This window comes from Sphingobacterium sp. IITKGP-BTPF85, from assembly GCF_001006065.1.
Lineage (GTDB): Bacteria > Bacteroidota > Bacteroidia > Sphingobacteriales > Sphingobacteriaceae > Sphingobacterium > Sphingobacterium anhuiense.
In genome coordinates, this window is sequence record NZ_ASZT02000280.1 from 1 (window position 1) to 2043 (window position 2043).

Here is a 2043-nt window from a genome sequence, read left to right on the forward strand (position 1 = left end):
AAGACTACGTTCAGGGATCTTGAAGTATGTAAGGACATTCGTCTTATTATCAACAATATCGCCCTTCTTATTTGTGCCCAATTTATGATTAACCACTGAAATATATTGATAATTATCAGCGTCAGATTCATAAATCGTGACAGTTGCAAACGTAGCACCCAAATCATCACTTTGAAGATACGTTTGTAGGCCTGTAAAATCTTTTTTTTGCAAATTCTGTTCGAGTATCTGCTTATCTTGGATATAAGCAATTTGTTTTTCCAGTTCCCTTTTTCTCATCCATTCATTACCCCTCTCAGAAAAAGGTTCAGTTGTCTTACCCGAAAAGGCTAATACCATAGGATAGATAATAATGGTAGCCGCCTCAATACCACATAAAATCCACAAAGGCCAGCCACTCACAACATTCTGTAGAGAAAAAGTTCCAACTGCATTTAATTCTTGAATCCCGCTAAAGGTATCCGTTGGGTGAAATAGAAAGTATAAAAAACCATCCAAATTAAAGGAAGACTTCACCCATATATCACCTCCCATTGTACCTTCCGCATTAAACATCAAAGAAACAAATAAGCACCATTGCGCATAACAGGCAACCAAAGTACAGATCAAAGTAAGCAAAAGTGCAATCATCCTGTTCCTAACTTTTCCTATCTTTAGAAGAACATCAATGACATAAAATAAACCATATGCTAATCCAAATGTGATTAAAAAATTGAAATACACAAGTGGTATAAACCATTGCAAAGCAATATAAACAATAGCTAAAATAACAGAAGCACATAATCCAGCAACAATAGCAAATAGGACTCCCCCAATCGGAGCTTTTCCTGAAGATTTATAATAGGTTTCCTCCATATAAATTTGATTAGATATATATCTAAAATAACAATTGAAAGATGTAAAAACAACCCTTTATCAAACAAATATTACAAAACAGCACTTCTTTAAGTTCAACAAATTCCTAATCATTTTTGTAAATTTGGACCATGAATTTGAAATACCTCTACACATTAATCGTAGGATTGTTCGTCTTTCAGACAGCAACAGCACAACGAAAAGGCTATTGGCAACAGACCGTAGATTATAAAATGAACATTGATGTGAATGAGAAGACATATCAATATGACGGAAATATGCAATTGAAATACAGTAATAATTCAGGACAATCACTCAAAAAAGTGTATTTCCACCTGTATTTCAACGCCTTTCAACCAGGATCAATGATGGACAACAGACTGGCAAACATTGCCGATCCAGACAAAAGAATGACCACCAATCTTGGAACAAAAGATAAACCCAAATACCAGAGCCGTATTGCTACATTAACAGCAAAACAAATTGGTTATCAAAAAATAAAATCATTAACGATGAATGGTAACAACACCAATTTCAAAGTTGATGGTACCATTTTAGAAGTGACCCTTCCTAATGAAATTGAAGACGGCGAAACCGCAACATTTGAGATGAACTGGGAAGCCCAAGTCCCTGAACAAATCAGAAGATCGGGACGCAATTCTAAAGAAGGAGTCGCCTTATCCATGGCGCAATGGTATCCTAAAATGGCACATTTTGATGAATTTGGATGGCACTTAGATGAGTATATTGGACGCGAATTTATCGCCCCATTTGGAGACTTTGATATCACCATCAATATCAACAAAAATTATATTCTAGGCGCATCCGGTGTTTTACAAAACCCTACAGAAGTAAAAGGCTATGTTGGAAAACCAAGGATTAAAGCAAAAGATAATAAAGTCCAATGGCACTATGTTGCTAAAAACATCCATGACTTTGTTTGGGCTGCAGATCCAAAATTTGTTGTTGACTCCGCGAAGAGCAACCAAGGAGTGCATGTTTATACAGTATATATTCCAGAAAGCGATTCTGTCAAAACAAATTGGAAAACAGCACTTGGATTAGCAACAGAGTTTTTTGATTTCAATTCTAAGACATTTGGAGCTTACCCTTTGGCCAAATTATACCAATTTATCCAAGGAGGAGATGGAGGAATTGGAATATGGAACGTGCAACGTTGGTTACAGG

1 protein-coding gene and 1 pseudogene are annotated in these 2043 nt (G+C 36.0%); one reads left to right on the top strand and one right to left on the bottom strand.

Annotated elements, in window-relative coordinates; genetic code table 11:
• Nucleotides 1-855 (bottom strand): hypothetical protein (locus L950_RS27435; protein WP_021191156.1); only part of this gene is annotated, 855 nt, incomplete at its 3' end.
• Nucleotides 856-986: 131 nt separating this feature from the next.
• On the opposite strand from L950_RS27435, the pseudogene L950_RS25100 reads away from it, so the two are divergent.
• A pseudogene (locus L950_RS25100) lies at nt 987-2043 on the top strand (M1 family peptidase); the annotation flags it as partial.